At 42.0% G+C, this 20,657-nt stretch carries 19 protein-coding genes; 13 read left to right on the plus strand and 6 right to left on the minus strand.

Annotation, left to right across the window (positions count from 1 at the left end):
* Positions 1-54 precede the first annotated feature (54 nt).
* Positions 55-921, plus strand: coding sequence for an SDR family oxidoreductase (locus tag KS242_RS06565; RefSeq protein ID WP_217323555.1), 867 nt, complete (start codon positions 55-57; stop codon positions 919-921).
* 127 nt (positions 922-1,048) lie between these two features.
* Here the strand turns inward: KS242_RS06565 and KS242_RS06570 are convergent, their stop codons facing one another.
* The gene (locus tag KS242_RS06570; RefSeq protein WP_217323557.1) at positions 1,049-1,207 is read right to left on the minus strand and encodes a hypothetical protein; all 159 of its coding nucleotides are present in this window, start codon (positions 1,205-1,207) and stop codon (positions 1,049-1,051) included.
* Positions 1,208-1,388: 181 nt separating this feature from the next.
* Here KS242_RS06570 and KS242_RS06575 point away from each other — a divergent pair, with 181 nt between their 5' ends.
* The 6 genes from KS242_RS06575 to KS242_RS06600 all read left to right on the plus strand — a co-directional run bounded on the left by KS242_RS06575 (position 1,389) and on the right by KS242_RS06600 (position 11,078).
* Positions 1,389-2,861 carry a response regulator transcription factor gene (locus tag KS242_RS06575; protein ID WP_217323558.1) on the plus strand — a complete coding sequence of 491 codons (1,473 nt, stop codon included), beginning with the start codon at positions 1,389-1,391 and terminating at the stop codon, positions 2,859-2,861.
* Positions 2,862-2,873: 12 nt separating this feature from the next.
* Positions 2,874-4,649, plus strand: coding sequence for a sensor histidine kinase (locus tag KS242_RS06580; protein ID WP_217323560.1), 1,776 nt, complete (start codon positions 2,874-2,876; stop codon positions 4,647-4,649).
* Positions 4,650-4,910: 261 nt separating this feature from the next.
* Positions 4,911-6,185, plus strand: coding sequence for an ABC transporter substrate-binding protein (locus KS242_RS06585; protein ID WP_217323562.1), 1,275 nt, complete (start codon positions 4,911-4,913; stop codon positions 6,183-6,185).
* Positions 6,186-6,287: 102 nt separating this feature from the next.
* Positions 6,288-7,190 (plus strand): carbohydrate ABC transporter permease, encoded by a 903-nt coding sequence (locus KS242_RS06590; RefSeq protein WP_217324087.1) that lies wholly within the window; start codon positions 6,288-6,290, stop codon positions 7,188-7,190.
* Positions 7,187-8,011 (plus strand): carbohydrate ABC transporter permease, encoded by an 825-nt coding sequence (locus KS242_RS06595; RefSeq protein WP_217323563.1) that lies wholly within the window; start codon positions 7,187-7,189, stop codon positions 8,009-8,011. The genes KS242_RS06590 and KS242_RS06595 overlap by 4 nt, the downstream gene beginning before the upstream one ends.
* A gap of 25 nt (positions 8,012-8,036) precedes the next feature.
* Positions 8,037-11,078, plus strand: a complete 3,042-nt coding sequence (locus KS242_RS06600) for a beta-galactosidase, LacZ type (protein ID WP_217323565.1) — start codon at positions 8,037-8,039, stop codon at positions 11,076-11,078.
* Between the two features lie 265 nt (positions 11,079-11,343).
* On the opposite strand, the gene KS242_RS06605 is transcribed toward KS242_RS06600, so the two are convergent.
* Both KS242_RS06605 and guaC read right to left on the minus strand, forming a co-directional pair.
* A complete protein-coding gene (locus tag KS242_RS06605; RefSeq protein ID WP_217323567.1) occupies positions 11,344-11,661 on the minus strand; it encodes an antibiotic biosynthesis monooxygenase in 318 nt (105 codons plus the stop codon).
* 119 nt (positions 11,662-11,780) lie between these two features.
* Positions 11,781-12,764, minus strand: a complete 984-nt coding sequence (guaC, locus tag KS242_RS06610; RefSeq protein ID WP_217323569.1) for a GMP reductase — start codon at positions 12,762-12,764, stop codon at positions 11,781-11,783.
* Between the two features lie 157 nt (positions 12,765-12,921).
* On the opposite strand from guaC, the gene KS242_RS06615 reads away from it, so the two are divergent.
* Positions 12,922-13,575, plus strand: coding sequence for a reverse transcriptase-like protein (locus KS242_RS06615; protein ID WP_217323570.1), 654 nt, complete (start codon positions 12,922-12,924; stop codon positions 13,573-13,575).
* A gap of 33 nt (positions 13,576-13,608) precedes the next feature.
* On the opposite strand, the gene KS242_RS06620 is transcribed toward KS242_RS06615, so the two are convergent.
* From KS242_RS06620 to KS242_RS06630, 3 genes are all read right to left on the minus strand, one after another.
* Positions 13,609-14,010, minus strand: coding sequence for a hypothetical protein (locus KS242_RS06620; protein ID WP_217323571.1), 402 nt, complete (start codon positions 14,008-14,010; stop codon positions 13,609-13,611).
* A 100-nt stretch (positions 14,011-14,110) separates the two neighbouring features.
* Positions 14,111-14,395, minus strand: coding sequence for a hypothetical protein (locus KS242_RS06625; RefSeq protein ID WP_217323572.1), 285 nt, complete (start codon positions 14,393-14,395; stop codon positions 14,111-14,113).
* 108 nt (positions 14,396-14,503) lie between these two features.
* On the minus strand, positions 14,504-14,644 hold the full coding sequence (locus KS242_RS06630) for a hypothetical protein (protein ID WP_217323573.1): 141 nt from the start codon (positions 14,642-14,644) through the stop codon (positions 14,504-14,506).
* A gap of 183 nt (positions 14,645-14,827) precedes the next feature.
* On the opposite strand from KS242_RS06630, the gene solA reads away from it, so the two are divergent.
* From solA to KS242_RS06655, 5 genes are all read left to right on the plus strand, one after another.
* Complete coding sequence (gene solA, locus KS242_RS06635) at positions 14,828-15,949, plus strand: N-methyl-L-tryptophan oxidase (RefSeq protein ID WP_254391827.1); 1,122 nt, start codon at positions 14,828-14,830, stop codon at positions 15,947-15,949.
* A 100-nt stretch (positions 15,950-16,049) separates the two neighbouring features.
* On the plus strand, positions 16,050-16,220 hold the full coding sequence (locus KS242_RS06640; protein ID WP_217323575.1) for a hypothetical protein: 171 nt from the start codon (positions 16,050-16,052) through the stop codon (positions 16,218-16,220).
* Between the two features lie 214 nt (positions 16,221-16,434).
* Positions 16,435-17,943, plus strand: a complete 1,509-nt coding sequence (locus KS242_RS06645; protein WP_217323576.1) for a murein hydrolase activator EnvC family protein — start codon at positions 16,435-16,437, stop codon at positions 17,941-17,943.
* 180 nt (positions 17,944-18,123) lie between these two features.
* Positions 18,124-19,836 (plus strand): IS1182 family transposase, encoded by a 1,713-nt coding sequence (locus KS242_RS06650; RefSeq protein ID WP_217323577.1) that lies wholly within the window; start codon positions 18,124-18,126, stop codon positions 19,834-19,836.
* 20 nt (positions 19,837-19,856) lie between these two features.
* On the plus strand, positions 19,857-20,636 hold the full coding sequence (locus tag KS242_RS06655) for a nucleotidyltransferase domain-containing protein (protein WP_217323578.1): 780 nt from the start codon (positions 19,857-19,859) through the stop codon (positions 20,634-20,636).
* The last annotated feature ends 21 nt before the right edge of the window (positions 20,637-20,657 follow it).

Consider the following 20,657-nt stretch of genomic DNA (forward strand, 5'->3'; position numbering starts at 1 on the left):
CATCCAAACGTGGAAAGAGTATCCATGAGATAACTCAGCAAAGGAGAGATAATCATGGAACCGAAAAACATGCAAACAAATGGAACACCAAAGCAGGAGCAGGATCGCCAGCCTGGTATTGAATCCAGAATGGAGCCGCTGCCGCATCAGCCGAAGGAATATAAAGGTTCTAGTAAGCTGCAGGATAAAGTAGCGCTGATTACCGGGGGTGATTCTGGTATCGGTCGTGCTGTCGCTATCACTTATGCAAAAGAAGGTGCTGATGTTGCTATCTCTTACTGGGATGAGCAAGATGATGCGGAAGAAACAAAACGATTAGTCGAAGCTGAAGGCCGGAAATGCTTGCTGCTTCCTGGTGATATCAAAGATGAAGAACATTGTGTCAATATAGTGGAAAAAACAGTGGAGGAATTCGGCAAACTGAATATCCTTGTAAGTAATGCGGCTATTCAGTATGTTGTCGATGACGTTCTTGATATTTCAAGTGCGCAATTCGAGGAAGTGTTCCGCACTAACTTTTTCCCACTATTTTACTTGACTAAAGCTAGTGTGAAGCATATGAACGAAGGTGATTCAATTATTGCCACGTCTTCCATTAATGCTTTCCAAGGGAATGCCATCTTTATGGATTATTCAGCTACGAAGGGTGCAATTACTGCTTGGATAAGAAGTATTGCACAGAGCTTAGCAGGCAAAGGCATTCGAGCCAATTCTGTGGCGCCGGGACCAGTATGGACACCGCTTATTCCGGCTTCTATTCCAGCTGATAATATCGAGAACTTCGGTCAAAGCAGTTTAATGGGTCGTCCTGGACAGCCGTCTGAGCATGCATGGGCGTACGTGATGCTGGCTTCAGATGAAAGCTCGTATATGACAGGTCAGACAATCCACATTAACGGCGGAAAATATACATCTTCCTAATCAAAGAGAGAAAGTACCAGCCAGTGCCGGCTGGTACTTTTTTACGCATTCATTATTGATTTTACTGGATGAGCTTAGGCATCCCAGGGTAATTGTGCTTAAGTAAGTTCCCGTTGGTAATCAGCTCTTAAGTCCACATATGAAAAGCACGAACAACACCTCGCCCAATCCAAAGAACAAAACGAATTGGCAGCTCCGGAACCCATAATAGTATATCAATAATATCCCATGTGTAATTTTGATTTTCTTCCTTTTTTCGCTGTCTCCTTCTTTCACGAGGCGTCAAGTTGCATCTCCCCTTTAGTTAATATTGTTAGTTTTATTATAACATATACGCTAACAGTATTTGTAAATAAATGTGTGCAGATTTGACTGCGTCTTGACAAAAGAAGGAAATGATAACACTATTGAAGAAAGCGCTTTCTGTTATGCGGAGTGATAACTGGATAAAGGGGTGTCATTCACATATGGCATTATGTAAAACATTAATTGTAGATGATGAGATTCTTATCCGACAAGGAATTAAGCATTATATAGATTGGGAAAAAGAAGGCTTTACAATAGTAGGAGAAGCATCGAACGGTCAAGAAGCTTTAGAGATGATCGACATATTCGATCCGCATATTGTTATCACAGATGTTGTCATGCCGATTATGGATGGCGAAGCATTAACAAAAGCTGTAAAAGAGAAATACCCGCATATTGGTTTAATCGTTTTGAGCAGCTTTAGTGAATTTAATTACGTTCGAAGTGCTTTTCAAAATGGGGTCGTCGATTATATTCTGAAGCCGAAACTGAATGCAGAGAGTTTGCTCAATGCATTGCGTCAAGCAGCAGGTCAATTAGGCGATATGGAATTGAACAGGAATGAAAAGCATGAACAAACACTAAATGAAAAACTGCGAAAGCTATACGAAGGAAACGATATCAGCATTGAAAGTGAAACGGCAGCAAGATTTCCGGACAGTGTTTTTCAAGTAATCAGTTACAAAAATAAAGCTGACCAAGGTACTGCGCCGATTTTTAGTGCTATTGAGGAACTGGGCGGTTCTTTGACGACGCTGTTATCCACACCGGATTATTATGTTTACTTGTGGAATGGCAGGAAGCCGCTCGTTAAAGACAACTTCTCCGGTTTATTGAAATCCGATATCGTCTGCAGTACGAATGCTTTTCACAAGCTTTTTGAACTTAAAGACAAACAAAAAGAATTGGTGAAGCTGGAGAAGTATCAGTTTTTCTTCCCAGATAGTACTTTTCTATCAGAGAGTACACTTCCGCCACTCGGCGAAAGGCGTGTATTTCAGCTGGACTATTTTATAGATGCCTGCAAGAGGGATAACTTTCGAGAAGCTTTTTCTTATTTAGATAAACATGTGGAACAAATGGCACATGATTATCAGCAGGATGTTGATGAATACAAAGCATTTCTTAATAATATTCTGTTTAATCTGATGGTACTGCTTGGTAATTTGAACTACCAAACAGAAGTATTGCAAGCAAAGAAGTATGCGTATTTTCAGCGTATCAGCCAAGCAGCAGATGTATATACCGCCAACGATACGGTGAAGTCATTTTTAACAGATGCAGAAGGGGTTGTAAAGACGGAGAAAGAACAGGGGCATATGCGTAAGCTGACGGACTATATTAAGGCGCATTATCATGAGTCATTATCACTCTCTGACATTGCACAGCATTTTCATTTCAGCTCGTCTTACTTGTCCAATTACTTCTCTACTCATAGCAAAGAAGGATTCAGTGAATACCTCAACCGGATTCGGATCGAGGCAGCTATCGCATTGCTCAGACAAAATGATATCCCAATTTCAAAAGTAAGTGAGCAAGTAGGGTTTTCTGACCATAGTTATTTCTGCCGCGTTTTTAAGAAGCAAACAGGCTATTCTCCTTCCCAATACCGGCGGAAAAGGATAACGCCTTGAGGGGGCGATGAGATGAGATTCATTAAGGACCGGCTTCATCCTAACGGGTTGTTTATGAAGATGTTTTTCATAACGGTTGCACTAATAATGCTAGTGGCTGTGGCGGTAACACTTGCAACAATCCGGATGGCAGAGCAATTTTTCATCGAAAAGTTCAGTATTACAAATTCCCAAATTATTAATCAGATTCAGGATGACTTTGAGGATCTGAATTATAGCATTGTGATGGCATCCACGGACATTAGTAAAAGCAGTACCATTGAAACACACTTGTTATCAGAAAAGGCACCAGATAATGAACGGATACTCAGTTTGTTTTTGGTTATGCGGCAAATTGATAATTTGCGGGAGCAGCTTGGAGATCAAAATGTTGAGATTGCCGTTACGGATCAATCGGAAATTGTATATACAACAAACTATACATATTGGCCTGCTTCCGCGGATATCTCTGCGCATCGGATTACACAAGCAATCACAGCTGAGCCGAATAAATTACTTTATTTTCAAGCTTCCCAAGGCAACTCTGATGATTACGTCGTAGCTGCTAAGACACTGATGGATAGCGAGACTGATCGAGCGTATGGTGCTGTGCTTCTTCCAATTAAGGAAGAGCAGCTGCGTTCTTTTTATCAAGATTATGTGAAGCCTGGGAACGATTTTTATGTGTTGAATCAAGAGGGGCAAGTTGTCTCAAGCAGTTTATCCAATACAATCGGTACATCGCTCCCGGAGCTTCATCAACAAGCTGAAACGATGGTATTGGATGGAGAGTTATACAGGGAAATTAATGATGAAGATACGAGTCAGATAATGGTGGCAGAATATTTGCCTTACTTTAATATGTATCTTGTTAATATGGTGGATAAACAGGCAGCAGTCGGTAATTTAATTGATACCAAGCAGATTATTTTATTGCTGGCAGGTGTCGTTGTGCTTGCTCTGGTGATCGTATTCCTTGTTACCAAGCGGCTAACCAATTCGCTTTCCAAACTCGTTAATGACATTGAGGCAGTACCTGAAAAAGGGCTGAAGCGGCGGCTGGATTATACGGGCACTTATGAAACAAAACAAATTGGCCTGGCTTTCAACAGTATGATGGATGAACTGCAAGAGCATGTGGAGAAACTCCTTAAAGCCCAAAAGCAGCAGCGTCACGCTGAGCTGGCGGCTTTACAGCAGCAAATCAATCCGCATTTTCTATACAATACGATGGCTTCCATTAAGTTTTTAGTAATGATGGGAGAACGTTCGGAAGCAGAGAAAACGATTGATGCGTTTATTACACTGCTGCAAAATACAATCGGAAATGTCGATGAGTCCATTACAGTAGAATTGGAATTAGCTAATTTAAAAAACTATGTACTTATCAATCAGAAACGTTATGGAGACAAGATACAGGTGCAGTTCATGGTTGCGCCGGATTGTATGCAATATGAAATACCAAAACTAATTCTGCAGCCTTTTATTGAAAACTCATTTTTCCATGCTTTTAATAAAACAACAGCAGGAACAATTTCTGTGCTTGTATGGAAGGAAGCAGATGAGCTGCTCTGTGAAATTGCGGATAACGGCGATGGCATGGCAGCAGATAACAACCAGCTTCCGAATACAAACAGAAATCGGCAGTTATTTTCCGGAATAGGGGTAAAGAATGTGCATGAGCGGATTCAGCTGTTATATGGTACCGACTACGGTGTAACAATAACTAGCAAGGCAGGAGAAGGAACTACTGTAAAGCTGCGGCTGCCGGCAATTCATACGGATCCAGGTGAGGAAAATGTCATATAAGTGTGCTTTTCAAGAAAGGCATAATAAAGCCTTTTCACCAACGTAATCGTCCGGGTTAATTGGTTATAAAGGTCAACAGGAAAACAGCAAATCAAAACAAAGTACAAAATACAAAAGATATTCCTAATCCATCTAATGTAAGCGCTATCAACAAAGTGATTTACTCCTAGTTTGGATAAAGAAATTCCTAACAGAGAAGGAAGTGCACATGCTACGATAAGAACATAAAGATAGCGCTTACAAAATGGGGAGGGTTATAAGATGAAGAGATTTTTAGCACTTTTATTTGTTAGTATGTTCGTGCTGTCTGCATGTTCTTCTGGTTCAAATTCGGAAGCTGATGCCGACACAAACGATATCAAAGTTTGGGCATGGGATCCAAACTTCAATGTAAAGGCGATGGAGCTTGCCAAAGAAGCATATAAAGAAGAAAATAGTGAGCTGAACATTGAAATCATTGAAAACGCCCAAGATGATATTATACAAAAGCTGAACACAAGTCTTAGTTCCGGTACGACCAAAGGGATGCCAAACATTGTGTTGATTGAGGATTATCGTGCACAAAGTTTCTTGCAATCCTATCCGGATATGTTTTATGCGGTAGATGATGCTGTCACTACAGAAGAATTTGCTCCATATAAGATTCCGCCGACAAGCTTCGAAGATAAGCAATACGGTGTACCTTTTGACTCTGGTGTAGCAGGTTTGTATGTACGAACGGACTATTTAGAAGAAGCTGGGTACAGCAGTGAAGATCTGCAGAATGCTGACTGGGAGCAAGTAATTGAAATTGGTAAAGCGGTGAAAGAGGCAACAGGCAAACAAATGATCACACAAGATCCAAAAGATCTTGGGTTGCTGCGCATGATGATTCAGACAAGTGGAGCTTGGTATTTGGAAGAAGATGGTGTAACACCAAATATCGCCAATAACGAAGCATTGAAAGAAGCTTTCCGTTTGTACAAGGAAATGATAGATGCAGATTTAGTAAAACCACATGCGGATTGGAGTCAGTTCATTGCATCCATTAATAATGGAGATATTTCCATGGTGCCGAGTGGTAACTGGATTACACCATCCATTAAAGCAGAGGCATCACAATCTGGTAAATGGGCAGTAGCTCCATTCCCGAAATTGCCTGGTATGGAATCTGTCAATGCATCTAACCTAGGTGGAAGCTCATGGTATGTGTTAAATATCCCAGGTAAAGAAAAAGCGGCCGAATTCCTTGGTGAAACATTCGGAGCAGAGAGCGAATTCCATCAGCAGTTTGTTGAGGAGATTGGCGGTGTAGGAACTTACCAGCCAGCACTTGAAGGAGATGCATATCAAGCAGAAGATGAGTTCTTCGGCGGCCAGAAGATTCTATCTGACTTCGCTTCTTGGACAGAAGAGATTCCACAGGTGAACTATGGTTTGCACACGTACGTCATTGAAGACATCCTAGCAAACGAAATTCAGAAGTATCTAGATGGCGAAGATTTGGATGCTGTGATGGATAATGCACAATCGCTGGCAGAACAGCAAGCGAAGTAATCAATGGCTCTGGGACGCTGCAAACAATTATGCTGCTTCCTGGGGCTTTTTTAGAAAGGAGACCTTATCGTGAATATACCAAAGAACCTTGGTCCAGAAGAAATTGCTAAAAAGCCAGCACCACGCCCGGCGCGGTCATTGCGATTGAAAAATACGCTTATTGGCTGGTCATTTGTTTCGTTAGCTTCTGTGCTTATTGGAATCTTCTATTTCTATCCGATGGTGCAAGCGTTGATTCTGTCCTTTCAGTCCGGATCTGGTGTGAATCTGTCTTTTGTCGGATTTGAAAATTATGTGCGTTTATTCCAGGATCCTGTGTTTCTGACTACTGTGAAAAACACAGTAATCTATCTAATTATCCAAGTACCGGTGATGATCTTATTGGCATTATTCTTGTCTGTTGTGCTGAATAATAAGACGCTCAAATGGAAAGGGTTCTTCCGAACGGCAATCTTCCTGCCATGTGTCACGTCACTTGTAGCCTATTCTGTTGTGTTCAAGTACTTGTTCGCACCAGATGGCATCGTTAACATGATGCTGCTTAAGATTAATCTAGTCGCTGAACCAATTCAGTGGCTGACAGATCCCTTTTGGGCAAAAATCACAATTATTCTGGCTATTACATGGAGATGGACTGGCTACAATATGATTTTCTATCTATCGGCGCTGCAAAACGTGGATCGATCTATCTATGAAGCTGCTAAGATTGACGGTGCTTCCGCGGTACAGCAGTTCTTTAAGATTACTATCCCAATGCTGAAACCGATTATCTTGTTCACCTCCATCACATCTACAATCGGTACGTTGCAGCTATTTGACGAAGTTATGAATATTACAGCGGGCGGTCCGGGAAATGCAACCATGACCATTTCTCAATATATTTATAATCTATCATTTAAGTACACACCTGACTTTGGCTACGCTGCAACGGTTTCTTACGGCATTGTCTTCTTAATTGTCATCTTCTCGATCATCCAATTTAAAGCGGCAGGTGATAAAAAATGAAATTACCAAATAAAGTGATTGGCTACCTGTTTCTTGCTATTTGTGCGATCATCTCAATCTTTCCATTTTATTGGATGGTCGTTAGTATGACCAACACCTCAGCAGATGTCACAAGAGGCAGTCTGCTGCCAGGCGGGCATTTTATTGAGAATTTTAAGAACCTTACACAAACAGTTGATCTGGTGCCCGCTTTAACAAATTCAGCAGTAATTGCTATAGGGTCGACGATACTGAGTCTGTTAATTGCCTCTTTAGCAGGGTATGGGTTTGAAATCTACCGAAGCAGAGCAAAAGATGTTGTATTTAATATTTTACTATTGTCAATGATGATTCCGTTTGCTGCCTTGATGGTACCTTTATTCCGGATGTTCGGTTCTATCACACCAGTGCTGCCGTTCATTGGTATTGACACACTTTCTGCTGTTGTTCTTCCGACAATCACAACAGCTTTCTTAATCTTCTTTTTCCGGCAGAGTACCAAAATGTTCCCAAAAGAAATATTAGAAGCAGGTCGTATAGATGGGTTGAAGGAGCTCGGTATCTTTTTCCGTATCTATGTACCAACAATGAAGACGACATATGCGGCAGCTGCCATTATCACGTTCATGGCAAGCTGGAATAACTATCTCTGGCCGCTCGTTGTACTGCAGTCGCCAGAAAAACAGACCATTCCACTGCTTATTTCAACGCTAGGGTCCAGTTACTCACCAGATTACGGCATGATTATGATGGCAATCGTTATTGCGACGCTGCCGACAGCGATTATCTTCTTCTTTATGCAAAAGCATTTCGTTGCAGGAATGATGGGCTCAGTGAAGTAATGGATAGAAAAGGGAGGAGAATTTTATGACGTACAATACAAAAGTGACACCAAGTTTGGATTGGCTAAGTGATACAAGTGTTTTTGCAGTTAATCGGTTAGCTGCACATTCGGATCACTTGTATTATGAAACGATGGAGCAGGCGAAGTCGTGTGGAGAGATGCCGTGGCGTCACAGCTTAAATGGCCAATGGAAATTTCATTATGCTAAGAACCCCGCAACTCGTCCGGCTTCCTTTTATGAACAAGGATTTGATTGCAGTAGTTGGGATTCGATTACTGTACCGGCACATATCCAGCTGGAAGGGCACGGAACGCCGCAATATGTAAATACAATGTATCCTTGGGATGGGGTACATGATATTCGGCCGCCAGAGGTGCCGATGGAGGATAATCCAGTCGGCAGTTATGTGACACAATTTACAGTACCAGAGCATATGGAAGATATGCCATTGTTCATCTCTTTCCAAGGAGTTGAATCTGCGTTTTATGTGTGGCTGAACGGTCACTTTGTTGGTTATAGTGAGGATTCTTTTACACCGGCAGCATTTGATTTGTCCGATTATTTGCAGCCAGGTGACAATAAATTAGCGGTAGAGGTGTACCAGCGGAGTACAGGCAGTTGGCTGGAGGACCAGGATTTCTGGCGTTTTTCCGGCATTTTTCGTGACGTCTATCTCTATACCACACCAGAGATACATGTGTTTGATTTGGCAGTGCAAGCAAGATTGGACGATACGTATTCAAAAGGTTCTTTAAAAGCAGCCATGCAGTTTCAAGAAGCATTGCCAGCGGCTGCTAAAATAACGGGCAGCCTCTACGATAAAAACGGCAGCTTAGTGCAGGAAGCAGAAGCTTTATTCAGCGAACAAACAGCAGTTGTGCCTTTCGAAATTGACAAACCGAAATTATGGAGTGCAGAAGATCCTTATTTGTATTCACTGTATCTGCAAATCTACAACGAAGAAGGGCAGCTAGTGGAAGTTGTTCCGCAGCAAGTTGGCTTTCGACGTTTTGAAATGATTGATAAAGTAATGTGCTTGAACGGAGAGCGCGTTGTATTCAAAGGCGTCAATCGGCATGAGTTTAACGCTCGTGCAGGCCGAGTAGTCTCGGAAGCGGATATGCTGTGGGATATTAAAACGATGAAACAGCACAATATCAATGCCGTCCGGACATCACATTATCCGAACCAAACCCGCTGGTATGAGTTATGTGACATATACGGTTTGTATGTGATTGATGAAATGAACTTGGAAACACATGGGTCGTGGCAGAAGCTCGGTGAGGTAGAGCCGTCTTGGAATATCCCGGGAAATTTACCGGAATGGCAAGATATTGTGATGGACCGGGCTATTTCGATGCTGGAACGAGATAAAAATCACCCTTCTATCTTGATTTGGTCATGTGGTAATGAATCATATGCCGGTGAAGTAATTGTAAACGTAGCGAACTACTTCCGTCAAAAGGATCCAAGCCGTCTTGTTCATTATGAAGGCGTGTTCCATGCTAGAGAGTACGACGAAGCAAGTGATATGGAAAGCCGCATGTATGCCAAGGCTGCGGATATTATCACTTATCTGGAAAATGATCCGGAGAAACCTTTTATCCTTTGCGAGTACATGCATGCGATGAATAACTCATTGGGCGGTATGGACAAATATACCGAACTGGAAAATAAGTATCCGATGTATCAAGGCGGGTTTATTTGGGATTATATTGATCAAGCATTAATGAAAAAAGATCGTTACGGTCAAGAATTTCTTGCCTACGGAGGCGATTTTCACGATCGTCCGACCGATTATATATTCTGTACCGATGGACTCATTTTTGCCGACCGCAAACTGTCGCCAAAAATGCAGGAAGTAAAATACTTGTATCAAAACATCAAGTTAGATGTAACGGATAAGACAATCAAGGTACGAAACGAAAACCTTTTTGTAGATACATCTGCATATGAATTAATCTGGACACTGCGAAGAGATGGTGTGACTTTGTATGAAGAATCCATCGAGCAAAATGTTCCAGCCGGTGAGGAAGCAGCTTATAACATTTCTATTCCAGAGCGTTTATTAGCCGAAGCAGGTGTGTTTACAATCGATGCAAGCATGAAATTAGCTACGTCTTCCCTATGGGCCAATGCCGGTTTTGAAGTCGCGTTTGGACAATATGTTTTGGAAAAACAGGTTGTTGCACCGAAATCATCTGGAAAACTTCGTATTGTCGAAGGTGATGTGAATATCGGGGTACACGGCCAAGATTTCTCGGTCCAATTTTCTAAAGCAGCAGGCAGTCTCACTTCCCTTCGTTACGATGGAAGAGAAATGATAGAGATACCTCCTTATCCAACGTTCTGGCGTGCTAGTACAGATAATGACAATGGCTACCAGCAAAGCTATACAGCAGGCATGTGGCTGGCGGCTAGTACAGCGAGAAAGTGTACAGATGTAGTCTTGCATGCTGATGAAAAGCAGGTGGACGTTACATTCACTTACACGTTCGCTACAGCTGAAAAGGTGACCGTACAAAGCCTTTATTCTGTGTTCCCTGATGGAAAAGTTCGTGTCAAAGCCGTTTACAATGGTGCAGCCAACTTGCCGGATCTGCCAACATTTGCTCTTTCTTTCAAAACGAGTGCTGATTACAGCAATCTGGAATGGTTTGCCAAAGGACCAGAAGAGAACTACGAAGACCGGAGTCACGGTGCAAGACTATGCCGTTTCGAAAATACGGTGGAAACAAACGGAACAGCATATGCAAGACCGCAGGAGTCTGGCACAAGAACAGGAGTCCGCTGGCTGACACTGACGAACAATCAAGGCAGCGGTATTAAGCTACAAGCAGCAGATGCACCGCTCACGTGCAATGCATCTCCTTATACAGCTTTAGAAATCGAGCAAGCAAATCATACTTATGAGCTGCCGCCTGTCCATTACACAGTCTTAACTGTTGCTGGCAAGCAGATGGGTGTTGGAGGAGATGACAGCTGGGGAGCACCAGTACATCCGGAGTATAGATTAGCAGCTGGGGAAGAACAGTCCTTTGTATTCTTCATTGATAGAGCGTAAAAAAAGGCCAGGAACAAAACAAGGTTCATTCATCCTAAAAGTGAACGATTAAGACACCGACAAGAAAGTTGTTTCTTATTTTCGAGGAGTCATCGTATTCTCCCTACACGAGTGAAGGGTTTCCCATACACAAATCAGCGGAGTGTATTTCCAAAGCGGTGCTCACCACTTCGTTTCCAATACAAAAAACCAAGCAATGCTACATTTAACGCAGCATTGCTTGGTTTTTATATACCATAAAAAGGTTTCGTCCCAGCCTCTTATTCTATGCAAAGACAGCTTCTTCGTACTGTAATAATGTTTTCGTCATCACTGGAGCTTGATCTTTCTTCTCTTTGCGCATGGCACGGTGTTCTGCTACATGAGATTCACGAGAAATCCAAGCGACGAAATCTTGCTTTTTATCCCATTTCGTCACAATTGCATAAGCAACCGTATCATTTTTCTTTGTATCTTTATTCCAGCATTCAGCTGTGTGTAAGCCGCTGACATCTGTCAGCTCTTCCATTGTATGTTTTACTTTATTAATAATTTTATCTTCATTGGCAATGTCGCCTTCAAAAATAACTTGATTGACAAACATAGGATTGCCTCCTTATTTAACTGATTCTACTTTAACGGTATCAGAAAAAAAGATAGCAGTCAATGAGAATGATTATCAATGATAAAAGAAAAGGAGCTGTGCAAGACAGCCCCAATTTTTCAATAAACTTTATCTCCATTAAAGATACTGTTTTTCACAACAACATAATCAACGTTTCGAATTGCTTCTAGTTTGTTTCCGCCAGCGTAAGAAATGGAGGACTGCAGATCTTGTTCCATCTCTGTCAATGTATCTTGAAGAGCGCCTTTGTGCTCAACGAACATTTTCTTGCCTTCCACGTTGCGTTTCTCGCCTTTTTGGAATTCAGACGCAGAACCGAAATATTCTTTGTACAGTTTGCCTTCTTTTTCAACTGTGTCACCAGGAGATTCTTCATGACCCGCGAATAAAGATCCAATCATGACCATAGAAGCGCCAAAACGAATAGATTTTGCAATATCTCCGTGTGTGCGGATACCGCCATCCGCGATGATTGGTTTGCTAGCTGCTTTGGCACACCAGCGAAGCGCAGCCAGCTGCCAGCCGCCGGTACCGAAGCCGGTCTTGATTTTCGTAATACATACTTTACCTGGTCCAATTCCTACCTTTGTAGCATCGGCACCTGCATTTTCAAGTTCTCTGACTGCTTCTGGTGTACCAACGTTACCGGCAATTACAAAGCTTTCAGGCAAATGCTTCTTTATGTGCTGAATCATAGAGATAACAGCGTTCGAATGACCGTGTGCAATATCAATTGTGATGTATTCTGGAACCAAGTTCTGCTTGGCTAGATCCTCAATAAAGCCGTATTCATCTTCTTTTACGCCGACACTAATAGAAGCAATCAAATTCTGCTCCTGCATTTGCTTGATAAATGCGATTCGAGTCTCTGGCTCAAAGCGATGCATTACATAAAAATAATTATTTTTAGCCAAGTAAGTGGCAATTGTTTCATCAATGATCGTCTGCATATTAGCTGGTACGACCGGCAGACGGAATGTATGGTTCCCTAGTGTGACCGCTGTGTCGCATTCTGAACGGCTCTCCACTACGCATTTTGCAGGAATTAGCTGAATATCTTCGTAATCAAATACATTTTCCATGTTTATACCCCTCTAAAGACGAATTATTTTTGGTTATACTATTTATTTCGTTCGCCCTTTGGTACTATACAATAATTCAGAAAACAAAGCAAAGGTTTTTACCTAGAAAAATAAAAAAAGTGTCAAATAGGGTAAGCTATAGATGGAGGGATAGAAGATGAAACTTCGAATGAATATCACGTACTGCACACCAAGAGGAACGGAAGCCGCATTTCATTCAGAATTTATGCCGGCTGGTGCTGTATTGCTGCTAATGGAAGATATGCAGCAAAATAGCAGAGTAGTGCAAACGGAAATACTTGATCAGTATGAAACAGAATGGACGTTAAAAGAATTACGAGCATATATGAAGGAACTTGAGACAGAACCGCATCATGTTCGACTGTTTGCTGATGGCGGTTTTGAAAAGCATACTGGAAGATCGGGGCTCGGCTGTGTTGTGCATTACGAACAAAATCAGAAGGAATATCGTCTGCGCCGCAATCGAGAAATAGAGCAGCTAGCTTCTAATAACGAAGCAGAATTTGCAGCCTTGCATTTTGCAATTGGTATCTTAGGGGAAATCGGTGTACAAAATCAAGAGATAGAAGTATTCGCTGATTCTCGTACTGTCATCATGCAAATGTCTGGAGAGTGGCCGATTTATGAAAAAGAACTGCAGTATTGGGCAGATAAAACGGATGACTTGATAAAGGAATGCGGGATTACGGTTCTGTATACACATGTGGATCGGAAGCAGAATAAAGAAGCAGACCAGCTAGCAAGTCAGGCGCTGAAAAAGATTGAGATCGACAGTACCATACAAAAATGACCGCCTGGCACATAATTGGCCGGGCGGTCATTTTTATTTGGAAGTCTGTTGATCAAGCGCTTCGATCAAACTAGTTTTGGTTGAACCAGATGCTGCTTCCACTAGTGTCTGGAAACGTTCTGTCAGCAAATCTTTATTTTTATACTCCTCCGGATGGTTCTGATTATAATAGAAACGGAAGACAGCTTCTTCTGGGAAGTACTGTTTACCTGTCTTAATCATGAATCCAACAGGGAGCTTATGATAAGCATATGCTGTTGCTGATTGTGTTTCTGCAAGCGGTGCTTCAGCTTTCACTGCAGCTGTATCCTTTTCAGTTTCGAGCTGCTGCATAGCCTGCTTGATGAATTTCTTGCGAGCGCGCTTTTTCTTAGAACGCATATTCATCTCAGCAAGAACTTTATCCAGACTTTCAGTTTTTGTAAGTACAGTCACGACGAAAAACTCCTCTATTATTGTCTGCAACCTCTATCATATGATATTTTCGGAGATTTTAGAAGGCTAGAGGTAGAATTGTTAACATTCTGACAAATGATTAATACGTATAAGTTGTTGAATATGTCGGATCCGTGTCTGGGATTAAGGAAAAACCGATGATTGTAAATACAATCATCAAGAGTATGGAAAGCACAATACCGATCGCAAATAAGATGAAATAAGCAATCGCAAAATTCCTTCTTGGATTCGTTCGATCAACTGCCCAGATGATTAGCATTACGATATTTACTACTGGAAGTGCGAGTAATAACAGTGTCCAAACCCAATCCATAATACCGAGCTGATGATTGTTTGCCCGGGTTGATTGTTCTTGTTGTTCCATAAAATCGCTCCTGACTAAGAATTAATAATGGCAAAAACAACTATAAGGCATAGTTTCTGTATATTCAACCAAAGTCAGGAAGGTCACAATCAGCATAAGAAAGCCTTTTTAAGGACTTTTTCCCTGTTTTGATGCTCGCTCCAGCTGCTGCTTCATTCGAAGCATCTCTTGCCTTGCGAGCGGATCGAAAAGTCCATTATTCAGCGTTTTATCAATGAATCTTATCGCTTGGTCCAGTTGTTTAGTCAACTTGATTTACCTCCTGCATGTTTAGGTTTCATTTCCTACCGTAGTTTGTGAATACCTTCATTAGAATAGCTCATAATCGCATCTATTATACTAGGTAAAATGAAGGCATGTTTGGTTGGAAAAGCTTGTTTGCGTCCACATAGTTCGATACACTTTCGATAATGAAAAATGAGGTGAATGAAGATGTTGTATGATGTTATTGTTCTTGGAGCTGGATCGATGGGCTTGAGCGCAGGCTACCAGCTTGCGAAAAAAGGGCGGCAAGTGCTGTTACTAGATTCATACTACCCGCCACATGTACATGGAAGCCATCATGGAGAAACAAGAATTATCCGGTATGCATATGGTGAGGGAGAAGCATATGTACCGTTGGCTCTGCGGGCAAAAGAATTGTGGAAAGAGCTGGAACAGCAACTAAGTAGAGATATATTTGCAGAGACTGGCGTATTAAACAGCGGACCGGAAACAAGTCCTTTTATTCAAAACGTTATAAAGAGCGGAAAAGCTTATGATCTGCAAGTCGAGCAGCTTACTGCTGCCGAAATGAAGAACCGCTGGTCAGGTCTGACTGTTCCATCTGATTATATTGGCTGCTATGAAAAAGACGCTGGTTATTTGCTGACAGATCCAATTCTAAAAGGGTATGCACAGCTGGCTGCTTCTCATGGGGCTGTCGTGGCGGGCGGACAACGCGCGGAAACCATCCAAATGAAAGATAGTTTAGTGGAAGTTAAAACGAAGGAGCATACATACCGAGGGAAGAAATTGATCGTAACAGCGGGAGCATGGGGAGGCGAGCTGTTGGCACAGCTTGGACTAAAACTGCCGATTCAGGTGACTAGGAAGACATTTGCGTGGCTGCATGCAGATAAACACTTTCGAGAAGGCAGTTTCCCGTGTTTTAGCTTTGATACAGAATTGGGTACTTATTATGGTTTCCCGAATATCAACCATACAGGATTAAAGATCGGACGCCATGACACCGGTACACCAATTCATCCAGATGATAAAGGCACTCCTTACCATGATGGAGATACAGAGGAACTGCTTCGTTTCTTGACACGATTCATGGGGGACGGTTCCTTCAACTTGCGAGAAGGAAAAACATGTATGTACAGTATGACGCCGGATGAAGATTTTCTCATAGACTATCATCCAGATTATCCGCAAATTCTATATGCACTTGGCTTTTCCGGACATGGCTTCAAGTTCGCCAGTGCAATTGGCGAGGTTTTGAGTGAAATGGCAATGGAGAAAGAGACAACAATAGACGTTAGCTCATTTCGGAATACAAGATTCCAATAGAAAAATAAGAGCTTTTGTGACAGAATGGTCATAAATAGAAAATTTGTGTCACGCTGTCATGGTATAATAAATGCAGATTATTAGTAAGGAGATGCGTTTCATGCCACCAGCAGTACGTTTAATTGTCATTTCGGCATTTGTTTTGCTCACAGTCGGGCTCTTAGTTTTAGGCGCTGTTAAGAGTAAGCAAATGCGAGTGCCATTTACAATCTTAGCGATCGTTCTAGCATTTATTTATATCGTGTCCTATATTGTATTATTTGTCTTATAAACATGCGCGCTGTCGTGCATGTTTTTATTTTTCTACAAAAATATTGTGATAATTCTCCAGCATATGAAAAATGAAATATTATTGTAATGTTTTGTCAGACTATCGTGTAGTATACTGTTTCCGGAGATAACTTTATTTCTATTCTAATTCATCGCAGACTAATCGAACTAGGAATGCCTAACGCCTATACAATAGATTCACAGGGGGAAACAACTTGAAAAGAAAATGGCTACATATTGGCTTGGCTGCAGTGATCGGAACAGCTGCGTTAGTTTTGCCGGTATCTGGAAATGCTGCATATGCCTATGAAGATTTAGATGAGAAGAAGGAAGAAGTCGAGCGGAAGAAAGAAGCGATAAAAGAGGAGCAGTCAGAAAAGACAGAGAAGCAGGACGACCTGCAAGCTGCTGCTGAGAAACTGCGCGTCGATTTAAAAGAGATTGATAGTAAAATAGGAAAAACAAATATAAAACTAACGGAGACTGAATCTGAGGTTGCTGAGCTGGAATCAGATATCAAATCATTAAAGACAGAGATTGCAGACTTAGAAAAAAGAATTGAAGAGCGTCATCGTTTACTGAAGGATCGGATTCATTCCTTGCAGAAAAATGGCGGACAAGTCAGCTATTTAGATGTCATTATGGAATCAAAGAGCTTTGCTGATTTTCTTAACCGTGTAGATGCCGTGAGTACAATCATGGGTGCAGATCAGGAATTAATGGATGCGCAGCAGCGCGACTTGGATGATGTTGAGTCGAAAAAGACAGAGCGTCAAACAAAGCTAGTACGTGTGGAGCAGCAAGCTGCCGTACTTAAAGAAACAAAACAAACACTGATTGATCAGCAAGATGAGAAGGACAAGCTTATTGACGATGTCATGAAGGAATACGATTTGACGTCTGAAGCGTTATTCAGCCTGACAGAAGAAGCAGATTTATTGGCTGCTCAAGAAGAAGCAATTGCGGCTGAGGCTGCTTATCGTGATAAACAGAAGGCAGAAGAAGAGGCTCGTAAGGAAGCAGAACGCCAGCGTGCTGAACAAGCGAAGCAGGAAGAAGCAGCGCGTATAGCGGAAGCTGAAAAAGAGGCAGCAGCTCAAGCGAATTCCGAACAAGAAGAAGTAAAACAGAAAGAAGCAGCACAAGAAGATGCAGAAGAGAAGCGTGTAGCATCTGCTGCTAAAGAATCGCAACCTAAAACAGAAACAGAATCGAAGCAAAAAGTGGAGAAGAAATCTAACTCCCAGCCAGCAGCGCAGCCTAAACAACCGGCAAGTTCTGCACCGAAGCAAGAGAAGCAGCAAGTGTCTAAAGCTCCATCCTCCAGTGCTAATTTCATTACGCCAGCACCAGGTTACATCTCATCTGGTTTTGGTCCGCGATCTGGCGGTTATCATTATGGTATTGATTTTGCCAAACGTGGTGCAGGAGTTCCAATTTGGGCAGCTGCATCGGGGAGAGTTTCAAAAGCGTATTATTCATCTAGCTATGGAAATGTGATATTTGTGACACACTCGATTAATGGCAAGACGTATACGACTGTGTATGCTCACTTAACCTCGATGAACGTAAGCGCAGATCAGCGCGTCTCACAAGGGCAGCAAATCGGTACAATGGGAAACACTGGTATGTCGCATGGACAGCATCTGCATTTTGAACTGCATACAGGTTCTTGGAATGATTCCAAATCAAATGCGGTTGATCCGCGTTCATACCTTAATTAAAAGAAACGAGAGCGGGACAAAACCCCAAAAAATGAGAAATTAAAATGAGGCAGGCGTCTCCGAGAATTCGGAGATGCCTGCCTCATCTTTTTATCGTTAATTTACTGTTTATAGAAGCAAAAAAAGGACCCCTCTGATAGAATTAAGTTACGACACAAAACACAAAAGAGGAGGGTCCTTATGTTTAAACATTATACCATGTGTGAAGTCGTTTTACCTCTAGATTTGGAAAGAAAATTACCTGAAAATGATATTGCTTTTACCGTTAACCATTTAGTAGAAAGTATTCCAGACGAAGCTTTTGACGGTTTCCGTCGGGAAACCGGACACCCTGCTTATCACCCTCGCATGATGATGAAGATTATTTTATGTGCCTATACGCAATCCGTTTTCTCGGGCCGTAAAATTGAGTCATTACTTCAAGACAGCGTACGCATGATGTGGCTTGCCCAAGATTATCAGCCCAGCTATCGCACCATCAACCGATTCCGTGTGAACCCTCACGTAAAAGAACTCTTACGCCAGTGCTTTGTCCAATTTCGCAGCCAGCTGGTTCAAGAAAAAGTCATTGAAGAAGAAGCCATTTTTATTGATGGCACCAAAATCGAAGCAAATGCCAACAAGTTTACTTTTGTATGGCGGAAGTCCACTGAGAAATACAGTACGCAATTGGTGGAAAGATCGGCTCAGATGTATGAAGAACTGTTGGAGCAGGAAATTATCCCCGCAATCGAGCTGGAGAACCCCGAAGCCCTATCGGGCGAAGAGTTAACAAAAGTAGCAGAAAAACTGGACGAAAAGGTGCAGGAATACGATCGCCGCATAGAAGCAAGTGATGATACTGCCGAACGCAAGCAGCTTCGTTCCGAACGTAAAGCACCAAAACAGTACCGAAAGCAAGTCAATGATTTCATTAAACGGAAATCAAAATATCAGGTCGACATGGAAATCTTCGGAGACAGAAATAGCTACTCCAAAACTGACCATGGTGCCACTTTTATGCGCATGAAAGATGATTATATGAAAAATGGCCAACTTAAACCTGGGTACAATGTGCAGCTGGCTACTGAAGGTCAATATGCCCTGGCCTATGATGTGTTCCCGAATCCTACGGATACGCGAACTTTCATCCCTTTCCTTGATAAGATTGAACGGGACTTTTTTGAGCTGCCCGACTATATTGTCGCGGATGCCGGATATGGCAGTGAGCAAAATTATGATGATGTGGTAAATAATCGGAAGCGCATCCCTCTCATCACCTATAATCACTACCGAAAAGAAAAGCAAAAGAAATATAAACAAGATCCTTACCAAGTAGCTCACTGGGATTATGATGCCGAAGGCGACTTTTTCACTTGCCCGAATAACCGGAAATTAGCGTTTCGGTACCTATCCGAAAGATGCGACAAATTTGGATTCAAGCGTCATTATCGCGTGTATGAATGTGACGATTGTACTGCTTGTCCCTTACGTGCAGAATGTACGAAAGCGAAAGAAGGAAACAACCGGAAAATCTATTACAACGAAAGATGGGAAAAACAAAAAGCATATACCCAGCAATTACTCAGCGAAAAAGAAACAGGGAAAATTTACGGAAAACGTAAAATAGATGTCGAGCCAGTCTTCGGATTTCTGAAGGCTCATTTGTGTTTCACTCGTTTCTCGGTACGAAGTAAAGAGAAAGTGGAAAACGAATTAGGATTCGCCTTCATGGCGGTGAACATCAGGAAGTTCACCGCCAGATCAGCAAGTATAGTAAGGAATTCAAAAAATATCAGATCAAAAAAGATCTCGGTCACCATTTTCCTGGTGACCGAGATCTTTTTTGTGTCAGAGAGGAGTTATGTCCCGCTCTCGTTTCTTTCTATTTTATGTAAGATAGTAGGAATATAAACACAGAGGGGGGAAGATGTATGCAGCGCGAGGCATTACATAGGTTAACAGAGATATTGGCGCATGAAAAAGAAGTGAAGGCCGTTTTTGTGAAAGGGTCTTTCGGCAGGGGAGAAGACGATGCATATTCGGATATTGATCTGTATTGTTTGGTTGAAGAATCAGATATACAAGTATTTCTAGCGAAAAGACTGTCCTTACTCGCTGCTTACCGTGAAGTTCTTTATAGCGAAGAGCTGTTTATTATCGCGCCTCAACTAATTGTTGTGTATGATAATTTGCTGCATGTAGACTTGTTTACTGTAACGGAGGAGAATTTTAAACAAACAGATCAGTTTCTTGTCCTTTACGATCCGCAAAATCGACTCGAACAATTCAAAGAAACGCAAACATTGACAATGACGGATAACATGTATGGAGAGCAAGTAATTGACTTAACGTGGTTTCTGTTTCAGTACCGGAAAGCGGCTTTAAGAGGTAATGCGGCATGGGCTGCTGCAATGCTTCAGCAAGTAACAGAGCCGCTAGCGCGAATGCTGCTGCATCATTATGCACCGACCCGTGCCTTGCTAGGTCTAAAGAGAGCGCAGCAGCTCCTTCCGGCTGCCGTATACAGTAATTTATTAGATGTATTAGAACATGTAACACCAACCAGTCACGACAAGGCAGCAGCAGCTTTGTTAAAGCTGCTGAACAGCGAGAAGACTTTCCTGAAGAAACATTTAAAAGGGGAAGAGAAAAAAATAATAGAACCTTTGTTAGAGTGTTTGATTACAGAGAAGCAAATAACGGAACCATAAGAAAAGCCATATCCTCAACGG

Origin of the sequence: Terribacillus sp. DMT04, assembly GCF_019056395.1 — a bacterium.
GTDB classification, from domain to species: domain Bacteria; phylum Bacillota; class Bacilli; order Bacillales; family Amphibacillaceae; genus Terribacillus; species Terribacillus aidingensis_A.

Bases quoted from the DNA above. Each gene is read 5' to 3' on its own strand.
- KS242_RS06565 (WP_217323555.1), top strand. From the start codon at position 55: ATGGAACCGAAAAACATGCAAACAAATGGAACACCAAAGCAGGAGCAG.
- KS242_RS06575 (WP_217323558.1), top strand. From the start codon at position 1,389: ATGGCATTATGTAAAACATTAATTGTAGATGATGAGATTCTTATCCGA.
- KS242_RS06580 (WP_217323560.1), top strand. From the start codon at position 2,874: ATGAGATTCATTAAGGACCGGCTTCATCCTAACGGGTTGTTTATGAAG.
- KS242_RS06585 (WP_217323562.1), top strand. From the start codon at position 4,911: ATGAAGAGATTTTTAGCACTTTTATTTGTTAGTATGTTCGTGCTGTCT.
- KS242_RS06595 (WP_217323563.1), top strand. From the start codon at position 7,187: ATGAAATTACCAAATAAAGTGATTGGCTACCTGTTTCTTGCTATTTGT.
- KS242_RS06600 (WP_217323565.1), top strand. From the start codon at position 8,037: ATGACGTACAATACAAAAGTGACACCAAGTTTGGATTGGCTAAGTGAT.
- KS242_RS06605 (WP_217323567.1), bottom strand. From the start codon at position 11,661: ATGTTTGTCAATCAAGTTATTTTTGAAGGCGACATTGCCAATGAAGAT.
- guaC (WP_217323569.1), bottom strand. From the start codon at position 12,764: ATGGAAAATGTATTTGATTACGAAGATATTCAGCTAATTCCTGCAAAA.
- KS242_RS06615 (WP_217323570.1), top strand. From the start codon at position 12,922: ATGAAACTTCGAATGAATATCACGTACTGCACACCAAGAGGAACGGAA.
- KS242_RS06625 (WP_217323572.1), bottom strand. From the start codon at position 14,395: ATGGAACAACAAGAACAATCAACCCGGGCAAACAATCATCAGCTCGGT.
- solA (WP_254391827.1), top strand. From the start codon at position 14,828: ATGTTGTATGATGTTATTGTTCTTGGAGCTGGATCGATGGGCTTGAGC.
- KS242_RS06640 (WP_217323575.1), top strand. From the start codon at position 16,050: ATGCCACCAGCAGTACGTTTAATTGTCATTTCGGCATTTGTTTTGCTC.
- KS242_RS06650 (WP_217323577.1), top strand. From the start codon at position 18,124: ATGTTTAAACATTATACCATGTGTGAAGTCGTTTTACCTCTAGATTTG.
- KS242_RS06655 (WP_217323578.1), top strand. From the start codon at position 19,857: ATGCAGCGCGAGGCATTACATAGGTTAACAGAGATATTGGCGCATGAA.